The following is a 16,189-nucleotide window of genomic DNA, read 5'->3' on the forward strand; positions in this document are numbered from 1 at the left end:
TTAATCCCCCTCATGCCGGCTTTGCGCTGCTCCGTCGGGCAACTGCGCCGAGGACATTGGCTGTTTTGGCTCGGCAGGCGTTTGAGCAGCGTCCTTTTCCCCGAACAACCGTTCTACCAGGTAGTAGAACAACGGAATGAAGAAAATCGCGATCACTGTGGCCGCCAGCATTCCGCCGATTACCCCGGTACCTATGGAATGACGGCTGTTCTCCGACGCACCCACTGCAATGGCCAGCGGTACGCAGCCCAGGATGAATGCCAGGGAGGTCATCACGATAGGGCGCAAGCGCTCTTTCGCCGCGACCATGGCGGCGTCGTAGGCGGACATGCCGTTTTCCCGGTTGAGGACCGCAAACTCGAAAATCAGGATGGCGTTCTTGGCGGCGAGAGCCACTAGCATAGTCAAGCCGATCTGGAAGTAGACGTCGTTGCTCAGGCCCCGGATCAGGACGGCGAGCAGGGCACCGAACAACGCGAAGGGCACCGCCAGCAGGACACCGACGGGAAGTGACCATTTTTCGTATTGGGCTGCGAGGATCAGGAACACCATCACCAGGCCGAAAATGAACACCTGGGAGGAGGCACCACCGCTCTTTTTCTCTTCGAACGCCTCGCCGCTCAAGGCCAGCGCATAGTCGTTAGTCATGATTTCTGCGCTGATCTCCTCCAGGGCAGCCAGCGCCTGACCGGAACTAAAGCCGGGGGCCGGATTAGCGGTGAGTTTGACTGCCGGGAAGTTATTGAAACGAGTGAGCAAGTCGGGGCCAGTGACGTATCGGGTAGTCAGCAGGGCCTTGAGCGGCACCATCTCAAGGTTCTTGTTGCGCACATAGATTTGTTGCAGATCCTCGGCCTTGAGCCGATAGGCCGGCTCGGCTTGCAGGATGACTTGCCACAGCCGGCTGAACTTGTTGAATTGAGACACGTACAGCGAGCCAAACATGGTCTGCATGGTGCTGTAGACATCTTCCACCGGTACCCCCAGGCTCTCGGCTTTTTCCCGGTCCACCTCGACCATCAGTTGACGGGAAAAGACGTTGAACGTGGAGGTAATGGCGCCCAGTTCGGGGCGCTCCTTGGCTTTTGCCACGAGATTGCTGACCACTTCTGCCAGTTGATCGATGCGCGCATCGCCCTTGCTCTGAATCCACACCTCCATCCCGCCGGTGGTGCCCAGGCCAGGAATCGACGGCGGATTGACGGGCAGAATGATGCCTTCCTGCACCGTTGAAAATGCATGGGCCGCCTTTTGAATAACCGCCGGGGCGCTTTGTTGCCTGATGGTGTCCGAATCCTTGTAGCGTCCTTCGAAGTCCTTGAAACCTACGAAAAACGCAGCGGCATTGTTCTTGTTCTGCCCATCGAGCAGGCTATAGCCGTTAACGATGGCCACACCTTCGACGGCGCCATCATTCATGAAGAAGTCACTGGCGACTTTCCCCACCTCGCCAGTGCGATCCAGGCTGGCAGCGTCTGGCATGATCACGGCGCCCAGCAGATAGCCCTGATCCTCCGGTGGCAGGAAGGCACTGGGTATGCGCTGTGCCATCAACACGAGCAGCACGATCATGCCGACAAACAGCAGCAGCGCCAGGACGAAGCGCTTGATCATGAACGCGACTGAGCGTGAGTAGCCTTCGGTAATGCGCTCGAAACTGCGTTCGAACCAACGGAAGAAAACATTCTTGTCGCCGTGCTGCGGTTTGAGCAGCAGAGCGGCCAGGGCTGGCGACAGGGTCAGGGCGACCAGGCCGGAGATCACCACGGATATGGCGATGGTAATGGCGAACTGTTTGTAAAGCTGGCCGGTGATCCCGCCCATGAACGCCACCGGAATGAACACGGCGCACAGCACCAGCACGATGGCCACGACCGGGCCAGCCACTTCGTCCATGGCGCGCTTGGCAGCGTCTTTGGGCGTCATCTGATGGACGTGCATGTTGCGTTCGACGTTCTCGATCACCACGATCGCATCGTCCACCACAATACCGATGGCCAATACCATGCCGAACAGCGTCAGCATGTTCACAGAAAACCCCAGGGCAGACATGCCGATAAAGGTGCCGACAATCGACACCGGCACAGCGATCACCGGGATCAGCGTGGCACGCAGACTCTGCAGGAATAGAAACACCACGATGACTACCAGCACCAAGGCTTCGAAGAACGTGTGGATCACCTCGGAAATCGACGCGCGGGTGAAGGCGGTGGTGTCCATGACAATCTTGTAGTCGATGCCCTCGGGAAACGTCGCCTTCATGTCCGCCAACGTCTTGGTGACTGCCGCGGAAACATCCAGGGCATTGGCGCCGGGTTGTTGATATACCGCGATCAGCGTGGCCGGCTTGCCTTGGTAGGTGCTGCGCAAGGAATAGTCTTTCTGTCCAAGTTCAGCACGCCCGACGTCCCTTAATCTGACGATGGCTGCCCCGTCATTGCTGGCACGCAGAATGATGTTTTCAAATTCCGCAGGTTCGGTCAGACGGCCCTTGGTGGTCACGGCAAATGACTGTTCCACAGGCGCGCCGGTTGGCGACTGGCCAACACGTCCCACAGCGAACTGCTGGTTCTGATTGGCCACTGCTTTCTGCACGTCGGCGGCGGTAATGCTCAACTGAGCCATGCGGTCGGGCTTGAGCCAGATGCGCATGGCATAATCCGGCGTGCCGAAAATGCTGGCCTGATTGGCGCCTGGAATGCGCTTGATCGCATCCAGGAGATAAAGGTTGGCGTAATTAGCCACGTAGGTACTGTCATAACGGTCGCCTGCGGAATACACGGCCAGCACCATCATGAATGCCGAGGATTTTTTCTGCACCTGGATGCCTTGGCTCTGCACTGCCGAGGGAAGTTGCGGCAGGGCCAGATTGACCCGGTTCTGCACATCCACTTGGGCCAGCGAAGGGTCGGTACCAATCTCGAAGAACACGTTAAGGGTCATGTTGCCAGTCGCGGAGCTCGACGAGTTCATGTAGATCATGTTGTCAGCGCCATTGACCTGCTGCTCGATTGGCGCTGCGACGTTATTGGCTACAACCTGCGCATCCGCACCTGGATAGGTCGCTGCCACTGTGATTTGCGGAGGCGTGATGTCCGGGTATTGAGCAACGGGCAATTGAAGCATGGCCACCGCGCCCGCCAAGGTGATGATGATAGAGATCACCGAGGCGAAGATCGGCCGCTCAATGCAGTAGTGGGAGATGCTCATGGCTTATTCCCGCTGGCTGCGCCCGACGAGCCAGCGTTAGCGGGTTGCGCGGGTGCCGCCGCCGCCGGATCGGCCCCAGGCACATCGACGATTCTGACCGCGCCTGCGGCGGTAACCCGCAGGGCGCCATCCACCACGATGCGTTCGCCGGCACGTAGACCCTTGGTGATAAACCAGTTATCACCCTGCCATTCGCCAACTTCTACAATGCGTTGCTGGGGTTTGCCCTCGCTATCGACGATCCAGACAAAATGGCTCTTGGCACCTTCCAGAACGGCCTTCTGCGGGACCAGAATGGCGTTTGGTCGAGTAGCACCTTTGGCCAGGGCACGCACAAACTGGCCGGGTCGGAGCAGGCCGTTTGGGTTGGCGAGCACCGCCCGGACCAGGAACGTCCCGGTCTGCTGGCTGAATGAAGGCGCCAGGAAATTCACCTTGCCTCTGTCGGGCGCTACGGTGCCGTCAGCCAGCACCACTTCGACGACAAAGTCGCTACGGGGTGGAAACTTGAGACGTCCTGCGGCGATGTCGTCGCGGTATTTGAGCGTTTCGTTTTCCGAGAGGCTGAAGTTGACGTAAATAGGGTCCATCTGCGAAACAGAAGTCAGCAACCCTGACTCCCCAGGTGTCACGTAACTGCCTTCCTGTTTTTTTGCATCGCTTGAAAGACCGTTCAGGGGCGAGGTAATAGTGGTGTAACTGAGGTTCAGCTGTGCGGTGCGCACCGAGCCTTCTGCAGCAAGGACGGCAGCCCGGGTCTCACGTTCAGCTCCGACGGCGTTGTCCAGATCCATTTTACTGACCGCATTTTGCGCCGCCAGGGGACGGACGCGGGCCAAGGTGGCCTTGGCCACCTCATAGCGCGCTTGCTGCTGGGCCATCTGACCCTGAGCGGAGGCCAGCGCTGCCTCGAAAGGTTTGCGGTCCATCTGGAATAGCGTCTGCCCGGTCCTGACCAGGTCGCCTTCGGTGTACAGACGACGGTCCAGAAAGCCGGCGACGCGCGCGCGGATTTCGACCTCGCGCGAGCTTTGGGTCTGGGCGACAAACTCGAAAGTGACGGGGGTATCACGGGCGGTAATCGTCATCACAGTGACGTCTGGCGCCAGGCGGGGCGGCGGGGCAGGCTCCTTGCCACAGCCAGCAACAAGGCTGGAAATCCCTATCAGCAGGGCAAAGGGCATGCCCACGCGCGGTTTGACAACGTCCGTCATCATGCCGACCTCTACGATCCGTATATTTACCCCAAACAGAAGCGTAGACAGGATCTTTGCGAAGCGCTGACCGGTAGTCGGAGGCGTCCCCACCATTTGTGCAAGTGCATCCGCTGTTCCGTGCGGAATTACGTTACGGCTCAATGCTGGCATTACGGTTAGTAGTATTCACGAGGATCCGGCCCTTCAATTGATGGACTGGCGGCGCGATCCGGCGACCACGCTCAACATGCAAACATGCCGAGGCATTTCACTTGTGGAAAGCAATTAATAGGTAGGGATTTACTTGCGGCATGCAAGCGATGTTAAGATCGCGGGCATGAAAACGACCTGTAAAGAAGACATTCGGTCCCATTGCGCGGTGAACTACGGTGTGGAGATCTTCGGCGACCGATGGTCGCTGTTGATCATTCGCGACATCGTTTTTGTCGGCAAGAAGACCTATGGCGAGTTCCGTAAATCGGAAGAGGGAATTGCGACCAATGTCCTTGCTTCCCGCCTTGTATTTCTTGAGCAGCAAGGAATTCTCTCAAGGGCGCCCAGCCCCGACGACGGGCGCAAGGACTTTTATACGCTGACCGAGAAGGGCCTGGACCTCATTCCCATCGTGCTTAACGTAGCCCTGTGGAGCGCGAAGCACGATTCGGAGTCGTACCTGCTGCGTCGCAAGGAGTTCGTTGCTCGATTAAGTCAGAACCTCCTGCAGGTGAGCGAAGAGGTGAAGGCGCTGGTGCGCAATGGCGGATGTGTCTTTCCTGAGGGCAGGGAGTGAGCCAGACGGCAAGCGCGCCCGAACGATATGCACACAGCGGCCCGTCAACGTTCGCTCGGACCCCAGACGAAACGGTAGACGGAAGCAGGGCTGGCCGGTCGACATTGGCCGTTGTCGGCGTTGACGCCAACGATGAACCAGTCAGCCCGGGACGTCTGGCCCAGCGGGTAGGCCTTGTCCTGGATAAAGCACCTGGCCAGTTGCGCATCAGGCACCAACGCATAGGCGCTCGGGTGCGCTTGCAACCAGCCGGCTGCCTGTTCAATCGATGAAGTGTGAGCGAAACCGAAATGCACCAGAGGCTGGCGCGCGTAGAGCCAGTGGCCTTCGCGCCAGTTGACCAGCACCAGGTCGGCACCGTGGGTCAGTTCGGCGGCTTGTTCCATCAGGCGCTGATGAGGATTGTCGCCCTCCATGACGGGCTCGATGAATCCTCGGGCAAACCAGAGGCTAAACCAGGCCGCAGTCGCTCCGAGGAAAACTCGCCGGGCCCAGACGCGGTCGGCGAACCAGCGCCGCAGCAGCCAGGGTACCAATGGCGCGGCAGCCAGTACCAGGCCGGGTAAAGCCGGATAGATGTAAATCTTGCGCTTGCCGCTGGAGAGACTGAAGAACAGCAGCACCAGCAACACCCAGCCAAGCAGCACCAGCACCCGGCCGTCGCGCTTGGACAGCTGCCGACGCCACGCCGGAATCAGCCACGGCAGCGCCAACACCAGCGGTAGCCAATATTGCGGGATAACCTTGACGAGGAAGTACCAGAACGGCTCGCGATGGTCCCAGGCGCTGGCATAGCGATTGGCGGTCTGATGCAGGAGTATCTCGCGCAGATAGGCAATGCCTTCCGGCCCGCCGTCGCGCATGACCGAGATAACCATCGGCGCCAGCCAGAAGCAGCAGGCCAACAGCACCACCAGCAGGCCAAGCGCCCAGCGAGCAGCCCGTCCGGGCATTGCCACCACGCCGTGCCAGCCCTTGCGCACGGCATACGTATAAGGAATCAGCATCAACGCGGGCACGAAGCCCACACCCTTACTGATAATGCCCAGGCCCATGGCCGCGCAAGCCAGGTAGAACCAGCCCCAGGCCGGCCCCAGTAACAAGTGGCGAACCAGTCCATAGAAACCCAACGCGATCCACAGGCACAGAAAACTGTCGATCTGGCCGGTGCGCAAGATGCTGTAGGTCTGATAGGTGGCAAGGAACAGCAGGGCGGCGTAGCGTCCGGTGCGTCTGTTCCATAGACGGTTGCCCAGATCGTAGAGCACAGCGGTGGTGGTGGCGGCCGACAGCAAACCCGGCAGGTACAGCGCGATTTCCGCTCGGCCGGTCAGCCACGTAAAGAACGCTACGGTCCACATGAACAGTGGCGGCTTGTCGGCGTAAATCTCTGCCGCCCGGTGCGGCACGAACCACGAACCGCTCTGCAGCATTTCCAGCGCGACGCCCAGAAAGCGTTCCTCATCCACATTCTGTGACTGGCGCAGACCCAGTCCGGCGCCGATCAGCAACACGGCAAACACCACCAGCAGCCAACCTTCGACGCGCACCGAAAGGGTAGGTCGCACGGTCATGACTCCTTGAGTGACTTGGCTTGCTGATTGATCAGCTGAAGGTTGCGCAGGTACACCACCAGTCCGAAGGACTGGCCAGCGATGAATACCGGGTCCTGTCGATAGATGGCGTAGACCAGCAAAAGGGAACTGCCAAGCATACTCAGATACCAGAAGCCCACCGGGATGACGCTGCGCTTCTTGAATTCGCTGTACAGCCATTGCAGGACGAAACGGCCGGTGAATACCGCCTGCCCGACAAAACCGAGGATCAGCCAGAGGGTCGCGCTATCAATTCTCATCGGTTCAGCTCCTGCGGCTGGCTGTTCAGGCGGGTGCGGCGGATCAGCCACCAGACGCCGAACAGATCGAGAATGCCCACCAACGCACGGTCCAGATTGCCGTAATTGGACACCCCGGCCTGGCGATGACGATGATTGACCGGATGGATCAACATGCGCCCGTTGTGGCGCTGGATGAGTGCCGGAATAAACCGGTGCATATGATCGAAATACGGCAGGCGCAGGAAAGCTTCACGCTCGACCAGTTTGAGACCGCAACCGGTATCGGGCGTGGAATCCTTGAGCAGTCGCCTGCGCAGACCGTTGGCGAACAGTGAGGCCCAACGCTTGCTGGCGGTGTCGCGACGGTTCACCCGGTGCCCGGCCACCAGTTGAATGGCATCGGCGCGTTCTGCGCGAGCACGCACCAGTTGCAACATGCCGGGGATGTCTGCGGGATCGTTTTGTCCGTCGCCGTCAAGCGTCGCCAGCCAAGTGCCCCGGGCAACCTGAGCCGCGCCGTAGATCGAGGTGCTTTGCCCCAGCGAGCGCTCGTTGCGCAGAACCCGCAGTTCCGGGAAACCGCCGTCCATCAACGCGCGCAGCACTGGCAAGGTGTCGTCGGTGCTGCCGTCGTCAACCACCAGCACTTCGTAGCGTTCCGCGGACAACGCGTTGCGCACCTCCGCCAACAAGCTTGGCAGGTTGTCGGCTTCGTTCTTGGCGGGAATCACTACGGAAAGAAAAATCGGCACAGTCATTGATGTCCCTGTTGTGAAGATGGCAGACAGACCTGGACCTGGTAATGCTCGCAATACCAGGTGACGAAGGCGCGGACGCCGGCGTCGAGCGACACCTGCGGTTGAAAGTCGATCCAGCGCGCCAGAGCGGAAACGTCAGCCCAGGTTTTCAGCGCATCGCCAGCCTGCAACGGCAGGTTGCGACGTTCTGCGCGCAAACCCAGCGCTGCCTCCAGGCAATTGACGAACTCCAGCAGCGTGACCGGCTGACCCCGGCCAATGTTGAAGAGTTGATGCGGTGGCACATTGTCGACAGCGACGGGAGGGCGCAGACGCAGGCGCAGAACGCTTTCGACAATGTCATCGATGTAGGTGAAGTCCCGCGCCATTTGCCCATGGTTGTAGAGCTCGATAGGCTCCCCGGCGAGCATGGCGCGGGTGAACTTGAACAGCGCCATGTCCGGGCGACCCCAAGGGCCGTACACAGTGAAAAAGCGCAAGCCGCTGGCGGGCAGGCCGTAGAGGTGCGAGTAGCTGTACGCCGTCAGTTCGTTGGACCGTTTACTGGCGGCATACAGTGACAGTGGCCGGTCGACCGCATCCTCGATCTGAAAGGGCATGCGCTGGTTAGCGCCGTAGACCGAGCTGCTCGAAGCGTAGATCAGATGCGCCGGGCGATGGTGCCGACAGGCTTCGAGCACATTGATGAAACCGACCAGATTCGACTGGACGTAGGCACCCGGGTCCTCCAGCGAATAACGCACACCGGCCTGGGCCGCCAGGTGAATAACCTGTTCGAAGCCGTGCCGCTCGAACAGCGCAGACAGACCGACAAAGTCGGTGATGTCCAGACGCTGAAAAGTAAAACCCGGCAGACACTGGAGCATCGCCAGACGGGCTTGCTTGAGCTCAACGCTGTAGTAAGCGTTGAGGTTGTCGACACCGACCACCTCAATGCCTTGCTCGCACAGCTGTCTGGCGACGTGATACCCGATAAAACCGGCGGCGCCGGTCACCAGCACGGTCATGGCTGGGCCGCCTGCCCACGGCCAATGCCGTAGTAAGTCAATCCCGCGTCACGCACCTGTATAGGATCGAAAAGATTGCGGCCGTCGAACACCACCCGGTCACGCAGTTGTTTACCGAGCCGATCCAGATCCAGCACCCGGTAATCCTGCCATTCAGTAATCACCACCAGAGCGTCAGCGCCCTCAAGTGCGTCTTCCTTGCAGTGCGCCAGATTCAGGTCGCTGCGCGAGCCATATTGCCGCTGGATTGCCTGCATGGCTTGCGGGTCATGTGCCTGGACCTGAGCGCCGGCTGCCCAAAGCGCTTCGAGCAAAGCGAGGCTGGACGCCTCACGGATATCGTCGGTATTGGGCTTGAACGCAAGCCCCCAGACAGCAAAGACTTTACCCTTGAGTGAGCCTTGATAATGAGCGTGGATCTTTTCAAACAGACGGTTTTTCTGGCGGCGGTTGACCTGCTCCACGGCGCCCAGCAGAGAAGCGTCCATACCGTGCTCCTCGGCAGTCCTGAGCAGGGCGTGCAGATCCTTGGGGAAACATGAGCCGCCGAAACCGCATCCCGGGTAGATAAAGTCGTAACCAATGCGCGGGTCAGCGCCGATGCCCAGCCGCACCTGTTCGATATCGGCGTCCAGCCGTTCAGCCAGGTTGGCCATCTCATTGATGAAGGAAATCTTGGTCGCCAAGAGGCAGTTGGCGGCGTACTTGGTCAGCTCGGCGCTTCGAGCATCCATGACCACGAACTTCTCGCGGTTACGGCTGAATGGCTGGTAAAGCTCGCGCAAACGCTCCAGTGCCGCCGGGCTGGCGCCGCCGACGATAATGCGGTCCGGGCGCAGGCAGTCGTTGACGGCTGAACCTTCCTTGAGAAACTCCGGGTTGCTGATCACTTCAAAGCCTTCATTACACCTTGGGCTGGCAGCGATTTCCAGGCGCAGGCGGTCGACAGTACCCACCGGCGCGGTGGATTTATTGACAATGATCCGCGCCCCTTCGGCGTGCCTGAGCAGCGAACGCAGCACCGTGAGCACCTGGGTCAGGTCAGCGTGACCGTCGGCTTGCAGGGGCGTGCCGACTGCGATGAATACCAGCTCAGCAAAGCGACTGCCTTGGGCCTCGTCGGTGGTGAACCGCAGTCGCTTGCTGTCCAGTCCGTTACGCAGCAGTTGCGCCAGACCAGGCTCGAAAATGGGACAGATGCCTTGGCGCAGGGCGTCAATACGCTCCTGGTCGACATCCACGCAGCAAACCGTGTGGCCCACTTCGGCCAGGCAGGCGGCTTGGGTGAGTCCTACATAACCCGTTCCGAACACTGTCACTTTCATCTGTCCGCTTTCCTCTGATTCACAAAACATCGCTTGTCTATCGGGATGCCTGACCGAGCGCTGCAAGATGAATGTCATAAAGGTGTTAAGGAACGATGACGCCTTGGGCTCATTGAGCGGAGGGCTTGGTAGGGGGCTGAGCGGTTTGAAGGAAGGGCCGGAGAGGTTGGCGATAGACGTTTGAATGCGTTTGGAATGCGAAAGGCCGGCTGAGAGCCGGCCCGGATCCTTTCAAGTCAGGATCAAAAGGTTATGAGTTGCCGGATCGCTTTTCCCTCTTTCAACCTGTCCATGCCAACATTGATGTCATCAAGATTCATTCGATGAGTGACAAGCTGGTCGATGGGAAGACGGCCTTGTTTGAATAGCTCCAGGTATCGAGGAATGTCGCGGGAGGGGACGCTACTGCCCATGTAGCTGCCACGAAGTGAGCGTTCTTCAGCTACCAGCGTGACCATGGGCACCGCAAAGGTTGCAGTGGGGGGCGCGAGCCCGGCGGTGACAACCTCGCCACCACGCTTGGCAATGCGCCAGGCCAGATCCAGTGCCGGTGCTGCTCCAGCAAACTCCAGCGCCACATCGACGCCACCCTTGGTCCAGTCCCTGACCAGCTCTACGACGTTTTCATCCAGCGCATTGAACGTCGCCGTTGCGCCGAGAGACTTGGCTTTATCGAGTTTGTCGGGATTGGTATCAATGGCGATTACTTGCGCTGCACCTGCTGCATAAGCGCCTAGCAGGGCGGCCATTCCTACCCCACCCATGCCGACGATGGCAACGGTGTTTCCAAGCTGAATCCGCGCTGTATTGATTGCCGCGCCAACCCCGGTCAGCACGGCGCACCCAAATAAAGCCGCATGTTCAAGGGCAATTGATGGGTCAATTTTGACCAGCGAATGCGCCGAGACGGTGGCATATTCGGCGAAGCAGGAGACGCCGGAGTGGTGGTTCAGCGCATGACCTTTCGAGCTGAGGCGCCTTACTCCGCGCAGAAGTGTGCCTGCGGCGCCTGCTGCCGAACCTGGCTCGCAAAGTGCCGGGCGTCCACCTGAGCACGAGACGCAGTGTCCGCAGGATGCGACGAATACGGTAACGACGTGATCGCCAGGAGTCAGGTCGTACACATACGGACCCACAGCTTCCACCACACCTGAAGCTTCGTGCCCGATCACCATGGGCAGCGGACGAGGCCTCACGCCTTCGATCACCGACAGGTCGGAATGACAGATTCCCGCAGCAGCGATCCTTATCAAGACCTCACCTGGGCCAGGGCCTTCCAGCTCAACGTCTTGAATGCTTAGTGGCTTGCTAACGGAGTAGGGCGCAGGTGCTCCCATTTTTTCGAGTACAGCGGCGCGAATTTGCATCGAAGATTGCCCCTTCGGTTTTTGTCATGAGTCACTTGGTTAACCGCAACTCGTTTGTCGGCGGCCGATTAAACGACTCGACCACCGTCGACCGGCAATTCCACGCCGTTCAGGAAAGCCGCATCGTCGGTTGCCAAAAAGACTGCAACCGCAGCGACATCGTTCGGCGTGGAAAAGCGTCCGAGGGGGATCGTGGCGAGAAACTTTTGACGGTTCTCGGGCGTGTCAGGCATGCCCATGAAATCTTCGAGCAGCGCGGTCTCACCCAACACCGGGCAGATATTGTTGACCCGGATTCCATCAGGGCCCAGCTCTACAGCCAGCGATTTGGACAGCAGATTGACGGCCCCTTTGGAGCCGTTGTACCAGGTCAGCCCCGGACGTGGACGAATACCTGCAACAGAACCCACGTTAATGATGGAGCCGCTTTTGCGTTCGCGCATCAGTGGGACGATGGCTTTGGTCATGTGAAAAATGGATTTCACATTCACGGCGAAGACCCGATCAAACGTTTTTTCGTCAACATCCATCAGCGGCTGATTGCGATGGGTAGTGCCCGCGTTATTGACGACAATGTCCGGTACGCCGAAGGTGTTCACGCATAGATCGACGGCGGCTTGCACCTGTTCAGCGCTGGTTACGTCACACGCAGCGGCGATAGCGTTGGCGCCAAGTTCGTTCGCGAGCAGATTGGCAGCTTGGTAATTGATATCAGCTAAAACGACTTTGGCGCCTTCCTCAATGTAACGACGAGCGATGCAGGCGCCGAAACCACTGGCGGCACCCGTGACAATGGCAATCTTGTTATTGAGCTGAGCCATGTTGTTCTCCGTGACTGATTCCTGGGTAGAAAGTTGTAAGTTAACAAGTGTCCGTCGATTCAACCGTGGTGGCAGACCACGGTTTTAGTGATGCTGAATTCATCCAGCGCGAGCAAGCCTTTTTCACGGCCGTGGCCACTCTTGCGGATACCGCCGAAAGGCAGCTCGACACCGCCCCCCGCGCCGTAGCAATTGATGAATACCTGACCGCCCTCCAGCCGTTTCGCCATCCGCTGTTGACGTGCGCCGTTCTCGCTCCAGATAGAGGCGACGAGGCCATACTCTGTGCCGTTTGCCAGGGCAACCGCATCGTCTTCATCATCGAAAGGAAGTACCGCCAAAACCGGGCCGAACACCTCATGAAGGGCGAGCTTGTGATCGCGCGGGACGGGGCCGAAGACTGCGGGCCGAACGTAGTAGCCCGCTTCAGGGAGGTCACTGTCCATCATCGCTTCGGCGATGACCGGCAGGTTGCTGTCCTTGCACTCCTGGATAAATTGCTTGACCCGACCGAACTGCGCTTTGGTAATGATCGGGCCGCAATCGGGGGACGTCTCGGGCAAGCCGACGCGAACTTCACGAAAGCGCGCTGCAACCCGCTCAACGACCTGGTCATAGACTTCACGCTGCACCAGCAGTCGACTGCCAGCTGAGCACGTCTGGCCGGCGTTCTGAATAATCGCACCGACAATCACCGGTACGGCCTTGTCCAGGTCGGCGTCGGCGAAGACTACTTGTGGGCATTTGCCGCCCAGTTCCAGAACGCACTTCACATGATTGGCGGCCGCTGCGGTCTGAATGGAAACGCCGACCTCCGGCGAGCCGGTAAAGGTAATCAAGTTGATATCAGGATGCCCGGCCAGGGCGGCTCCGGCTTCGCGCCCGAAACCTGTAACGATGTTCAGGGCACCCGCCGGCAGGCCGGCATCGGTCGCCAGTTCTGCGAAGCGCAGGGATGTCATGCAGGCGTCTTCGGCGGGTTTGACCACCGAGGCGTTGCCCATGGCCAACGCCGGAGCAATTGTCCTGCCGAGCATCTGTGCCGGATAGTTCCAGGGAATGATGTGGCCGACCACACCGCACCGTTCGCGGACAACATTGACCGAATATCCCGAGAGGTAGGGAATGACTTCGCCGTGGACTTTGTCCGCCGCACCACCATAAAACTCGAAGTAACGCGCCAACGCTTCGATGTCCTTGCGCGCCAGTGGCAGAGGCTTGCCGGTGTCCCTGGCTTCGATTTCGGCAAGCTCGTCGATATTGGCGAGCACGCTGTTGCCGATGCGCACGAGAATGCGGCCACGCTCCGTTGCGCTCAAATTGCCCCATTCCCCGCTCAGTGCTGCCCGTGCTGCCGCCACGGCGCGGTCGACGTCTTCGGGCTGGCCGCGAGCGATTTCAGCATAAGCCTCACCCGTCACCGGAGAATAAACCGGGATGCTTTGTCCGCCGGTGGCAGAGACTTTTTTACCCGCGATAAAAAGCGTACTCATTGCTGCGCCTCCCTAGGCTGAGGATTGAAATGGTCAGATGATGAAGCACTTGTGGTCGGGTCGAAGACTGAGAGCTCGCCTCGCTCAATGTGCAAAATCTGGTCGGGGACATCCTTGAGAAGGCTGCCGTTGGATTCCGTGACCAGGATGCATAGCTCGGGCAGACGTTCCTGCAAACGCTTGAGTGCATTGCTGTATTCAGACGCAAGCGCTGGAGCGAGTCCCTGGAACGGCTCATCGAGAAGGATCAGACGTGTCCCGATCATCAACGCTCGACCGAGCGCCGCCATTTTTCCTTGCCCGCCGGACAGCGCGGCGCCTGAGCGGCTGAGCATTGGGCGCAACTGCGGAACAACGTCCAGCGTCAGTTCAAGGCGGTCATTCACCGCCTGCTTGTTCATGCCCGCGACCTGGCAGGGCAGGCGAAGATTTTCCTCTACGGACAGCGTAGGAAACATCACCCGCTCTTGCGGTGCATAGCCGATTCCCAAGCGCGCTCGACCGTGGGCCGGTACATGGGCAAGATCATTGCCATCGAACAGAATCTGTCCTTCCTTGAGTGCTACCAGGCCCATGATTGTGCGCAACAGCGTGGTCTTGCCCGCGCCATTGCGACCAACCACCGCAATGATGCTGCCCTTGGGCAGCTCGGCATGGATACGCCGCAGGATGGGGACCCTGAGAATGTCAGCACTGACATTGCTTAAGCCAAGCATTACGTTGCTGCTCATATCCCGAGTACCTCGCGTTTTACTGTTGGATCGGCCAGCACGCTGGACGGCGATCCATCCGCTGCGATTGCGCCATTGATCCAGGCGGCTACTCGGGTGGCGTAGCGCTTGACGATATCCACATCATGCTCAACGAAGATCGCCGTTACCCGCTGCTCGTCCAGGGCGCGCATGAGGATTTCCATTACGCCGTGCTTTTCTTCCGTTGAAACGCCACTGGTGGGCTCATCAAGAATCAAAAGCCGGGGGTTCAGCATCAAGGACATGCCCACGTCGAGGAGCTTGCGCTGGCCTTCGGGCAGATTGATACAGAGTTCGTGCTGGCGATCACGCAGGCTGATCAAGAACAGCATTCTGTCTATTTCCTGGTCTGAGCTGGAGCCGGCAAGCCTTTTCCATGAAGATAAACTGGCTTGCCGAGCCACTGCCGCCAATTGCAGGCATTCACGGACGCTGTGTTCCAGGAATAATTGCGGCAGCTGAAAGGATCGAGCCATACCGCGACGGACAATGCTGCGCGGCGAATGCCCGGTGATGTCGTTGCCGGCAAATCGCACACTTCCGTCATTGGGCTTGAGCAGGCCAGTACAAATATTGATGAACGTGGTTTTTCCCGCGCCGTTCTGGCCGATCACCGCCAACCGCTCACCTTCCTCCAGGCTGAAATCGATGCCGTTGGCCACGACCAGACCACCGAATGCCAGCGTCAGGTTTTGGGTCTGCAAGAGAGCGGTCATGCGTCACCTCCAGCGAGGGCTTTGCGTTTGCGCAACAGGCCGGTCAGCCCCTTTGGCAGGAAGTAAATGATCACAATCAAAATGACACCCAGCACCAGCTGCCAGGACCCGCTGACCAACGCGGCCGCATACATCTTGAGAAATTCGTAGAGGATGGCTCCCACGAACGCACCTACTGCGTGTCCGGCACCGCCGAGAATGGCGATGAAGACAAACTCTCCTGAGCGAAGCCAGTAACCCATTTCCGGCGTCACCAGGCCTTGCGACAAGCCGAACAACGAGCCCGACAGTCCGCAAAGTGATGCCGACAGAACGTAGCCCTTCCACAAGACTTTCTTGGCCGAGATGCCTAGATATTCGAGCCGTGTTTCGTTGGTCTTGATTGCGGACAGGGCCTGGCCACCGCTGGATTCAAAGAAACGTTGTACGCCGAAGATCACCAGCAGAGAGATCGCCAGAACCAGCACGAGCAGGGATAGCTCAAAAGGCGAACGTTCCATCTGGAAGCCCAGCAGGTCAGGGCGATTGATGCGCAGCCCGTCGGTGCCACCGGTAAAGTTGTAAAACTTGCCCAGCACCGTAAACAGCACCATGGAGATGGCGAGATTCAACATGCCGAAGAAGATTTCACGATAGCGAACGACGAAAGCCCCGATGAGCATGCTCGCCAGAATACTTGCGACGGTTCCTGCGGCGATTAACAACAGACCGTCCAGCGACGGATAACGCTGGCCAAGAAAAGCGACCACGTATCCAGCGATGCATGCATACATTGCATGACCGAAAGAAATCTGCCCCGCTCTCAGTAGCACGACGATACCCAGCGCCGCCAGGCCGTAGCAAAGTGCAAGGATCAGAGGCAGTTTCAGCCATGGAAATGCGAGGGCCAGCCCCATGATCAATACAACAGAAATGCC

General features: G+C 59.1%; 14 protein-coding genes. 1 reads left to right on the forward strand and 13 read right to left on the reverse strand.

The window, feature by feature from the left end; translation table 11 throughout:
• Complete coding sequence (locus ACP7E4_RS15070; RefSeq protein ID WP_426115609.1) at window positions 1-3,210, reverse strand: efflux RND transporter permease subunit; 3,210 nt, start codon at window positions 3,208-3,210, stop codon at window positions 1-3.
• Window positions 3,207-4,427: an efflux RND transporter periplasmic adaptor subunit gene (locus ACP7E4_RS15075; RefSeq protein WP_426115611.1), complete on the reverse strand. Its 1,221-nt coding sequence runs from the start codon at window positions 4,425-4,427 to the stop codon at window positions 3,207-3,209. The genes ACP7E4_RS15070 and ACP7E4_RS15075 overlap by 4 nt, the downstream gene beginning before the upstream one ends.
• A gap of 316 nt (window positions 4,428-4,743) precedes the next feature.
• On the opposite strand from ACP7E4_RS15075, the gene ACP7E4_RS15080 reads away from it, so the two are divergent.
• Window positions 4,744-5,196: a winged helix-turn-helix transcriptional regulator gene (locus tag ACP7E4_RS15080; protein WP_426115613.1), complete on the forward strand. Its 453-nt coding sequence runs from the start codon at window positions 4,744-4,746 to the stop codon at window positions 5,194-5,196.
• Window positions 5,197-5,240: 44 nt separating this feature from the next.
• Here ACP7E4_RS15080 and ACP7E4_RS15085 read toward each other — a convergent pair whose 3' ends face one another.
• From ACP7E4_RS15085 to ACP7E4_RS15135, 11 genes are all read right to left on the reverse strand, one after another.
• Window positions 5,241-6,770, reverse strand: a complete 1,530-nt coding sequence (locus ACP7E4_RS15085; protein ID WP_426115615.1) for an ArnT family glycosyltransferase — start codon at window positions 6,768-6,770, stop codon at window positions 5,241-5,243.
• Complete coding sequence (locus ACP7E4_RS15090; RefSeq protein WP_426115617.1) at window positions 6,767-7,051, reverse strand: lipid-A-disaccharide synthase N-terminal domain-containing protein; 285 nt, start codon at window positions 7,049-7,051, stop codon at window positions 6,767-6,769. The genes ACP7E4_RS15085 and ACP7E4_RS15090 overlap by 4 nt, the downstream gene beginning before the upstream one ends.
• Window positions 7,048-7,791: a glycosyltransferase family 2 protein gene (locus ACP7E4_RS15095; protein WP_426115619.1), complete on the reverse strand. Its 744-nt coding sequence runs from the start codon at window positions 7,789-7,791 to the stop codon at window positions 7,048-7,050. The genes ACP7E4_RS15090 and ACP7E4_RS15095 overlap by 4 nt, the downstream gene beginning before the upstream one ends.
• Window positions 7,788-8,798, reverse strand: coding sequence for an SDR family NAD(P)-dependent oxidoreductase (locus ACP7E4_RS15100; RefSeq protein WP_426115621.1), 1,011 nt, complete (start codon window positions 8,796-8,798; stop codon window positions 7,788-7,790). The genes ACP7E4_RS15095 and ACP7E4_RS15100 overlap by 4 nt, the downstream gene beginning before the upstream one ends.
• Complete coding sequence (locus tag ACP7E4_RS15105) at window positions 8,795-10,123, reverse strand: UDP-glucose dehydrogenase family protein (protein WP_426115623.1); 1,329 nt, start codon at window positions 10,121-10,123, stop codon at window positions 8,795-8,797. The genes ACP7E4_RS15100 and ACP7E4_RS15105 overlap by 4 nt, the downstream gene beginning before the upstream one ends.
• A gap of 242 nt (window positions 10,124-10,365) precedes the next feature.
• Window positions 10,366-11,490, reverse strand: a complete 1,125-nt coding sequence (locus tag ACP7E4_RS15110; protein WP_426115625.1) for a zinc-dependent alcohol dehydrogenase family protein — start codon at window positions 11,488-11,490, stop codon at window positions 10,366-10,368.
• A gap of 68 nt (window positions 11,491-11,558) precedes the next feature.
• Window positions 11,559-12,311 carry an SDR family oxidoreductase gene (locus ACP7E4_RS15115; RefSeq protein ID WP_426115627.1) on the reverse strand — a complete coding sequence of 251 codons (753 nt, stop codon included), beginning with the start codon at window positions 12,309-12,311 and terminating at the stop codon, window positions 11,559-11,561.
• A gap of 59 nt (window positions 12,312-12,370) precedes the next feature.
• Window positions 12,371-13,804 (reverse strand): aldehyde dehydrogenase family protein, encoded by a 1,434-nt coding sequence (locus ACP7E4_RS15120; RefSeq protein WP_426115629.1) that lies wholly within the window; start codon window positions 13,802-13,804, stop codon window positions 12,371-12,373.
• A complete protein-coding gene (locus tag ACP7E4_RS15125; protein WP_426115631.1) occupies window positions 13,801-14,535 on the reverse strand; it encodes an ABC transporter ATP-binding protein in 735 nt (244 codons plus the stop codon). Before ACP7E4_RS15125 ends, ACP7E4_RS15120 begins: the two co-directional genes overlap by 4 nt.
• The gene (locus ACP7E4_RS15130; protein ID WP_426115633.1) at window positions 14,532-15,272 is read right to left on the reverse strand and encodes an ABC transporter ATP-binding protein; all 741 of its coding nucleotides are present in this window, start codon (window positions 15,270-15,272) and stop codon (window positions 14,532-14,534) included. The genes ACP7E4_RS15125 and ACP7E4_RS15130 overlap by 4 nt, the downstream gene beginning before the upstream one ends.
• Window positions 15,269-16,168 carry a branched-chain amino acid ABC transporter permease gene (locus ACP7E4_RS15135; RefSeq protein ID WP_426115635.1) on the reverse strand — a complete coding sequence of 300 codons (900 nt, stop codon included), beginning with the start codon at window positions 16,166-16,168 and terminating at the stop codon, window positions 15,269-15,271. Before ACP7E4_RS15135 ends, ACP7E4_RS15130 begins: the two co-directional genes overlap by 4 nt.
• Between the last annotated feature and the right edge of the window lie 21 nt (window positions 16,169-16,189).

It is taken from the genome of Pseudomonas sp. DSP3-2-3, assembly GCF_049898225.1.
GTDB lineage: Bacteria > Pseudomonadota > Gammaproteobacteria > Pseudomonadales > Pseudomonadaceae > Aquipseudomonas.

Coding starts and splice junctions, on each gene's coding strand:
- ACP7E4_RS15115 (WP_426115627.1), bottom strand. CDS start 12,311: ATGGCTCAGCTCAATAACAAGATTGCCATTGTCACGGGTGCCGCCAGT.
- ACP7E4_RS15125 (WP_426115631.1), bottom strand. CDS start 14,535: ATGAGCAGCAACGTAATGCTTGGCTTAAGCAATGTCAGTGCTGACATT.
- ACP7E4_RS15120 (WP_426115629.1), bottom strand. CDS start 13,804: ATGAGTACGCTTTTTATCGCGGGTAAAAAAGTCTCTGCCACCGGCGGA.
- ACP7E4_RS15100 (WP_426115621.1), bottom strand. CDS start 8,798: ATGACCGTGCTGGTGACCGGCGCCGCCGGTTTTATCGGGTATCACGTC.
- ACP7E4_RS15135 (WP_426115635.1), bottom strand. CDS start 16,168: ATGGGGCTGGCCCTCGCATTTCCATGGCTGAAACTGCCTCTGATCCTT.
- ACP7E4_RS15130 (WP_426115633.1), bottom strand. CDS start 15,272: ATGACCGCTCTCTTGCAGACCCAAAACCTGACGCTGGCATTCGGTGGT.
- ACP7E4_RS15105 (WP_426115623.1), bottom strand. CDS start 10,123: ATGAAAGTGACAGTGTTCGGAACGGGTTATGTAGGACTCACCCAAGCC.
- ACP7E4_RS15070 (WP_426115609.1), bottom strand. CDS start 3,210: ATGAGCATCTCCCACTACTGCATTGAGCGGCCGATCTTCGCCTCGGTG.
- ACP7E4_RS15095 (WP_426115619.1), bottom strand. CDS start 7,791: ATGACTGTGCCGATTTTTCTTTCCGTAGTGATTCCCGCCAAGAACGAA.
- ACP7E4_RS15075 (WP_426115611.1), bottom strand. CDS start 4,427: ATGATGACGGACGTTGTCAAACCGCGCGTGGGCATGCCCTTTGCCCTG.
- ACP7E4_RS15110 (WP_426115625.1), bottom strand. CDS start 11,490: ATGCAAATTCGCGCCGCTGTACTCGAAAAAATGGGAGCACCTGCGCCC.
- ACP7E4_RS15085 (WP_426115615.1), bottom strand. CDS start 6,770: ATGACCGTGCGACCTACCCTTTCGGTGCGCGTCGAAGGTTGGCTGCTG.
- ACP7E4_RS15080 (WP_426115613.1), top strand. CDS start 4,744: ATGAAAACGACCTGTAAAGAAGACATTCGGTCCCATTGCGCGGTGAAC.
- ACP7E4_RS15090 (WP_426115617.1), bottom strand. CDS start 7,051: ATGAGAATTGATAGCGCGACCCTCTGGCTGATCCTCGGTTTTGTCGGG.